This window comes from Microcoleus sp. LAD1_D5 (genome assembly GCF_036702115.1).
Lineage (GTDB): Bacteria > Cyanobacteriota > Cyanobacteriia > Cyanobacteriales > Microcoleaceae > Microcoleus.
This window is the reverse complement of record NZ_JAUBSA010000073.1, coordinates 21,320-28,447: the sequence shown is the minus strand read 5'-3', so window position 1 is coordinate 28,447 and position 7,128 is coordinate 21,320. Positions and strand designations below refer to the sequence as shown.

The following is a 7,128-nucleotide window of genomic DNA, read 5'->3' as shown; positions in this document are numbered from 1 at the left end:
TATATTGCCGAGGAGAACTCGAATTCACTCATCTTTCTAAATGCTGTTTTCTCACTTTTTCAGCAAGCCCTAATTAACAGCGGCCAATCGAAAATTTAAAAGCGTACTCATAGTGAGCCGATCGCGCCCCTGCCTTTTCGAGTCATAAAGAGCCTCATCAGCCGCCAGTAGCAGCGTTGTCGCATCATTTTCCTCGCTCGGAACAACGCTGGCAATTCCCAAACTAATCGTTAACACAGAATTAGGTAGACCGTCAACACTATCGGGGTTAAAAACAATATTCAAAGCTTTCACTTTCGCTCTAATTTGTTCGGCCACAACCACAGCCACCGACGCATCAGTTTCAGGTAAAATTACAGCAAATTCCTCGCCCCCGTAGCGAGCAGCTACATCAGCAGGACGCTGGAGCGATCGGCGAATTGTCTGAGCTACCAATCGCAAACAATCATCTCCTGCTTGATGTCCGTAGGTATCATTATATATTTTGAAATAATCGAGATCGCACAAAATTAAAGATATCGGACACCCCTCGCGAGCCATGTGTTTCCATGCAGTTCGCAAGCAACTATCAAAATACCGTCTGTTACCAATTTGAGTAAGTTCATCCACATTCACCAAAGCTTGCAGCCTTTGATTTTCTTGCTGCAACTCCTCAAAATCCACCACCGACCACTTGTCCTTGCACAAATTTTGCCCTTGAAAATACAGGCGATATAATTCGCAAGACAAACTACAGTTATTTCCCTCTAATTTGACCAGTCCCATGCTGTCTAACTGATAAGCGATCCAAGGTTCGAGGTGAATGCTATGTTTAGCATCGACAACTTGTTGAAATGCGGAGGCGAGTTCGGGCTGCTGTTGAATGGCGATCGAGTGATTTTGCAAGTAGTCGCTATAAATTCCGCTGTGAGTAGGAGCTGCTGTTAACAATTCTGCCAACTCGGCTCGCCCCAGTTCATCCACAGGCTCATCTCGATCGACGGACAGGCGATTTTGTTGCAAAATTGCCAGGTGATACAGGGCTAAATGCACTAAATAAGGATGCCCGCCTACCATGTTCATTAATTGCTCTATCGGATCGCTATCGCTCCAGTTCACTCCGTGTCTGCACGCCAAATCTTGAACTTGTTCAGCAGTAAATTCTGAGAGTTTAATCGGCATTCCTACATTAAATGGAGATTGATTAAGATTCAAAGCAATATAAATTTCTGTCGAATGAATGACAACAATGCGGAGTTTTTGCCAAGTTTTGCTAGCGCGAGCTTGTTCATACCAAAAACGGATCATCGACAGAAAATCTTGAGCAATATTGGTGCGTTCAAATACTCGATTTATTTCGTTAATCACCAAGACAATGGGACTGTCAATTAGTTCTAGCAAATAGTTTTCAAAGTAAATAGTGCAGCTTACCTTGCTGCCCATATCTTCATCCCAGAATTCATCAATATTTGGTTCGAGTTTGAGTTGCCGAGCGACATTGACACAAAGCCAGCGCAAAAATTTATCTAAACTAGCAAAAACCGCTGTGTCGGCTTGCTGAAAGTCTACAGTTACTGTGCGGTATCCACGATCGACTGCCGCGTCAATTATCCGCAGCATCAGCGAACTTTTGCCCATTTTTTTGGGAGCTTTAATGCGAACGAGGCCTCCGGGTTTGCTAATTTCTGCACAGGCCAGGGCTTCGGCCCCTGAGCGATCAATATAAAATCGAGAGTCAAGCGGTATGGGGCCGCCGGGAAATTCTAGGTCGGCAATTGTTTGGATCAAGTTTGGTGATTTTTGGAGTCCTGCCATAGTCCTTGCACAAGGCGATACCCTGACTGTATCTTACCTTTGTCAGGTTAGGGGGTAGACGAGCGGTGTCCAAGATCGATCGACAATCCTACAAAATCTAAGTTTTTAGGGACTTCCCGGAACTGACTTTGCTATAGTAGTGTCACTTTACCCAATATCAAATGCTGCTTCAACACGGCTCTGCCGACCGAAAAAAATTCGACGGTAGCCCAGACGCGATGATTCTTGGCCTTTACCGGAAAAATAACTCGTCGGTCGTAGATGTCGTGCAGGAAGAGTCCCCATCAAAGGAGAAATAATCATTGTCACGTCGCTACCTGTTTACCTCTGAATCGGTCACTGAAGGCCATCCCGATAAAATCTGCGATCAAATTTCAGATACGATTTTAGATGCCTTACTGACTGAAGACCCCAAAAGCCGCGTCGCAGCCGAAGTTGTCGTCAACACGGGCTTGATGCTGCTGACGGGCGAAATTACCACTAAAGCTCAGGTAAATTACATAGAATTAGCCCGGAAAAAAATAGCCGATATTGGCTACATCCACGCTGACAATGGCTTTTGTGCCAATAGCTGCTCGGTGTTGGTGGCTCTTGATTCTCAGTCTCCCGATATTGCTCAAGGGGTGAATACAGCCCACGAAAGCCGGGAACAATCGAGTGAAGAGGAATTGGACGCCATCGGCGCTGGCGACCAAGGTTTGATGTTTGGTTTTGCTTGCAACGAAACGCCGGAATTGATGCCTCTGCCGATCAGTTTAGCGCACCGGATTTGCCGTCAACTGGCCGCAGTCCGCAAAACCGGTCAGTTATCTTACCTGCGTCCCGACGGCAAAAGCCAAGTTACAGTCATCTATGAGGACGGCAAACCTGTTGGCATAGATACGATTTTAATTTCTACGCAGCACACCGAAACGATCGGCGACATCACAGAAACAGCCGCAGTTCAAGCCAAAATCAAAGAAGACCTTTGGACTGCAGTCGTCCAACCCGTGTTTGCCGATATTAACGTGCAGCCGGATGCAGAAACTCGCTTCCTTGTCAACCCCACCGGCAAATTTGTGGTCGGCGGGCCTCAAGGAGATTCGGGTTTGACGGGCCGCAAAATTATTGTGGATACCTACGGCGGCTATTCCCGCCACGGCGGCGGCGCTTTTTCTGGGAAAGACCCCACCAAGGTAGACCGCAGCGCGGCTTATGCTTGTCGCTACGTTGCTAAAAATATCGTAGCGGCTGGTTTGGCCCAAAAGTGCGAAGTGCAGTTGAGTTATGCGATCGGCGTTGCGCGGCCTGTTAGCATGATGATCGAAACTTTTGGCACTGGGAAAGTTGATGACGATCGCCTTTTGGAAGTTGTGAAGCAGCATTTTGAACTGCGTCCTGCGGGAATCATTCAGGCATTTAACTTGCAGAATTTACCTGCTGAAAGAGGCGGCCGTTTCTATCAAGATGTGGCGGCTTACGGTCACTTCGGGCGCACTGATTTAGATTTGCCTTGGGAGGAAACTGATAAGGCGGAACTTTTGAAAGAAGCTTTGAGCCAGAAGTTGTCGGGAGTAGCTGGATAGTACGATTTAGGGGTGTGCGCAGCGCCCCTTATCCATAAATAATATCGGGTGCTACCAATCAATTTAGGGTGCGTAATCCGCACCTTATCCATAAATAATATCGGGTGTTCTTCGGCGCATCTTATCGATAAGTAATACCGGGTGCTACCAATCAATAATAACGTAGCGGGTTCAGTACCCACCTTCAAAGAAAAAAAGAATAAATAAATGCGATTTTTTAAACCTTTCCAATCAGCAATTCGCAGTTTTGCCTCTTTCTTCCCACAGCGGTTGGCGACGACTGGATTTTCTGCACCAAATCCAGCAACGCTGCCAAGTTCGTTTGCGACTAACAATCCTGGTGGAATTCGCGGCGTTTGGATACCCACCACTGACTCCAAAGTTCTCACATCAAAAGAGCGAATTGCTGAGGCAATGGACTTTCTCGCCGATACGGGATTTAATACCGTTTTTCCTATAATTTGGAACCAGGGTTATACGGCTTATCCTTCTCAAATTATGCGAGAAAACTTTGGGGTGGAAATTGACTCGCGCTATCAAGGTCGCGATCCCTTAGCAGAAATATGTGTTGAGGGCAAGAGAGCTGGTTTAAAAGTTATTCCTTGTTTTGAATACGGATTTGTGAGTTCTTACAATCGCAAGGGCGGTCATTTGCTGGCGAAAAAACCTGAGTGGACCGCCCGTGATGCCAGCGGCAATTTACTTAAGAAAAATAACTTTGACTGGATGAATTCTCTTGACCCGGAAGTGCAAGACTTTGTGCTGGGGTTGATGTTGGAAGTTGCTAAGAATTATCCGGTAGACGGCGTTCAAGGAGACGATCGCATTGCGTTTCCCGTAGAAGGCGGTTACGAGGAAAAAACGGTTAAACGCTATCGAGAAGAGTGCGGTAAAGCAGCGCCGTCGGATTGTAAAGAACAACATTGGCTACAGTGGCGTGCTAATATTATTACTGAGTTTGTAGCTCGTTTACACCGAGAAGTGAAAGCTATTAATCCTGATTTGTTGCTCTCGATGTCGCCGAGTCCTTATGACTGGGGACTGGTGGAATATTTGCAAGATTCTAAAGCTTGGGTTGACAAAAATTTGGTGGATCTGCTTCACCCGCAGTTTTATCGTCGCGATTTTAATGCTTACAAACAATTGGTCGATAAAATGATGGGGGGACAGCTTAGCGGGCAGCAAGTAAAGTGCGTGTCGCCCGGTATTTTGTTGACGAATCGAGGCAGCAAATATAGCATAACTCCCGAACTGTTGTTGCAAGTAATTGCTTACAACCGCTCTTGCGGCATTCAAGGAGAAGTGATGTTTTTTTACGAAGGTTTGCGAGATAACGATAACGCTTTGGCTAAGGTTTTGAAAAAAGGGCCCTATGCTCGTTGAGAGATTGTCCCGGAATCAAGCTGTTTCTGCTGGGCGGGGTTCAACCGAGCCGATCGATATTTCCAGCCAACTTGGTATAAACTTAGGATGTTGCACCATTCTCAGTAAGCTTTTATGAACAGGCAAGATGCCTGTTCCACAAGAAAATTCACTCTTTGTGGAACAGGCATCTTGCCTGTTGCTGACAATGGTTCAAGATGTGAGTATAAAATGATATAGCAGAGCTATGCCTGTTAATAGCACAGCGATGCCAAGCAGCAAGCGCTACTAATTGTCAAGCCTCGCGCAAAAAAAAAACCAGATAATTAATCATTGGGGAGTTGCAAAAATAGTGGCATCGAACATATTTTAGAAGTGGTGCAACTTTTTTTGAGAAGTTTAGTTTTGTAGGCGCCGCCGTATTTTTATTAAGACAGCGAGTTTAAAAGAGCAATCTCAACCGCTCGCCAAAATATCAGGATAAATCAGTGAACTCAGCAGCAAGCCTCATCCAACAGCTACCCGAGCTCAGCGATGCTCAATTTCATCAAAAATATTTGAAACAAAAACAAGGGATGCGAACCTTGGCAATAATATTGTCGCAAGTAGAACAGCAAAGTCTGGCTTTGCGGGCAGTAAAATTAGCTCTAAAAGTAAATTTAAAACTCGGCTCCAAGTTAGCAGGAACGGTAAAGCCAGAATTTCAAATAGCCACAATAAAATTAATCGAAAAAATCCCCACTTCGCCTCTGCTCAAAATTCAACTGCTGGCCCTAACAAGTTCGGATATGGCAATTCCGATGCTGGTGGCGGCATTAAACCACAAAGAAAGTGCAGTGCGGCTTGATGGGATTCGAGCGATCGGGAAAATCGGCTCCGAAGCGGCAGTAATTGAATTAGCCCGATCGCTCGAATCCAAAGATTCCCAAATCCAAGCTTGGGCCGCTTGGGCTTTAGGAGAAATTGACTCGAAACCAGCCGCCGCCGCACTGTTCAAAGCCATCAAACACCCAGAGTCCAAAGTGCGCGCCTGGGCTGTTTGGGCCTTGGGCAAAATTAACCCGAAAACAGCCGTCCCCGCGCTGCTGAAAGCCCTCAAACACCAAGATTCCGAGGTGCGGTGGCGGGCGGCGGTCAACTGCGGGAAAATCGGCGTCTCTGAGGCAGTACCCGGCCTGCTGAATGCCCTCAGAGACGAAAATCATATCGTCCGCGCTAGGGCCGCGGCGGCTTTGGGGAAAATCGGCGTCTCTGAGGCAGTACCCGGCTTAATAGAATTGCTTCATGATGATCCCGACTCCTATGCAGTTTCTTGGAGGGCCGCCGAGGCCTTGGGACAAATCGGCACGGAAACGGCTGTGGCTGGGCTGGTGCAAGCCCTCAACCATGACGACTCAGACGTGCGCGGCAGTGCAGTTTCTGCCTTGGGGGAAATCAGCAGCGAGGTTGCTATGGTGGCGGTAATGCAATCGCTCTCGGATCGAGACATTTTCGTGCGCGGCAGGGCGGCGGTTGCCCTGGGAAACATCAATACAGAGGGAGATGCTAAATTGCAAAAAATGGTGGTCGCGGGACTGGCGATCGCAATTGGCGACAGCGAATCTTATGTCCGGTGGAGAGTTGCTGCTGCTTTGGGGCAAATACGGACAGAAGAAGCTGTGGCAGGTTTGGTGCGGCTGCTGGGGGACGAAAATTCTGGAGTGCGCCAAAAGGCTGTTAAATCCCTCGGTCACATTGGCTCAACGGCTGCTATTGTTGCTCTGGAAACAGCTTTAAATCGCGAATTTGCTGACGTTCGGGCGCTGGCTGCCCAATACTTGGCGGATGTCAGCACTGAGGCAGAAACACTTGATTTTGAACCCTCTGTTTCCGCAGATTTCTCCGGTGAAAAGCTGCCGAAAATCCTGATTGCTTCGCAAGCAGAAGCCAGCGAATACATTGTCGATCGCGCTGCGGGGCGCGAGATTAAATACCTGATCTCGATCGGCAGTCCAGGCGTCCCGGAACCCAAAACTTTTGATCAAATCCCGAACCGAATGTGCCTGGAGTTTAACGACCTCGACACCCCCGTTGACGACCCCGATCAAATCTTGCCTACCTTTGAGGATGTACTTAAAATTATTGACTTTGCCCTCAAAATGTCGCCACAGGGAGGCAGTTTGCTGATCTGCTGCCAAAGTGGGATCAGCCGTTCAACTGCCACAGCTTTGACTGTTTGTGCTGCGCTATTGGGTCGCGGCAAAGAACGGGAAGCTTGGGCCGTTGTGCTGGCCGCCAGACCCCAAGCCAAGCCGAATCGCTGGATGGTACACTTGGCAGATGAAGCTTTGGGTAGAGACGGTAAGCTAGCACTGGTGATCGAATTGACCACCGCAACTCCAGAACTCGCAATCGCCAACAGTTGACT

At 47.8% G+C, this 7,128-nt stretch carries 4 protein-coding genes; 3 read left to right on the top strand and 1 reads right to left on the bottom strand.

Annotated features, from left to right (window positions below):
• Nucleotides 1-69: 69 nt before the first annotated feature.
• Complete coding sequence (locus QUA70_RS23395) at nt 70-1,794, bottom strand: AAA-like domain-containing protein (RefSeq protein ID WP_333350234.1); 1,725 nt, start codon at nt 1,792-1,794, stop codon at nt 70-72.
• Between the two features lie 302 nt (nt 1,795-2,096).
• Here QUA70_RS23395 and metK point away from each other — a divergent pair, with 302 nt between their 5' ends.
• From metK to QUA70_RS23380, 3 genes are all read left to right on the top strand, one after another.
• Nucleotides 2,097-3,359 (top strand): methionine adenosyltransferase, encoded by a 1,263-nt coding sequence (gene metK, locus QUA70_RS23390; RefSeq protein ID WP_333324326.1) that lies wholly within the window; start codon nt 2,097-2,099, stop codon nt 3,357-3,359.
• A 207-nt stretch (nt 3,360-3,566) separates the two neighbouring features.
• A complete protein-coding gene (locus QUA70_RS23385) occupies nt 3,567-4,742 on the top strand; it encodes a family 10 glycosylhydrolase (RefSeq protein ID WP_333350232.1) in 1,176 nt (391 codons plus the stop codon).
• Nucleotides 4,743-5,209: 467 nt separating this feature from the next.
• Nucleotides 5,210-7,126, top strand: a complete 1,917-nt coding sequence (locus QUA70_RS23380) for a HEAT repeat domain-containing protein (protein WP_333350230.1) — start codon at nt 5,210-5,212, stop codon at nt 7,124-7,126.
• The last annotated feature ends 2 nt before the right edge of the window (nt 7,127-7,128 follow it).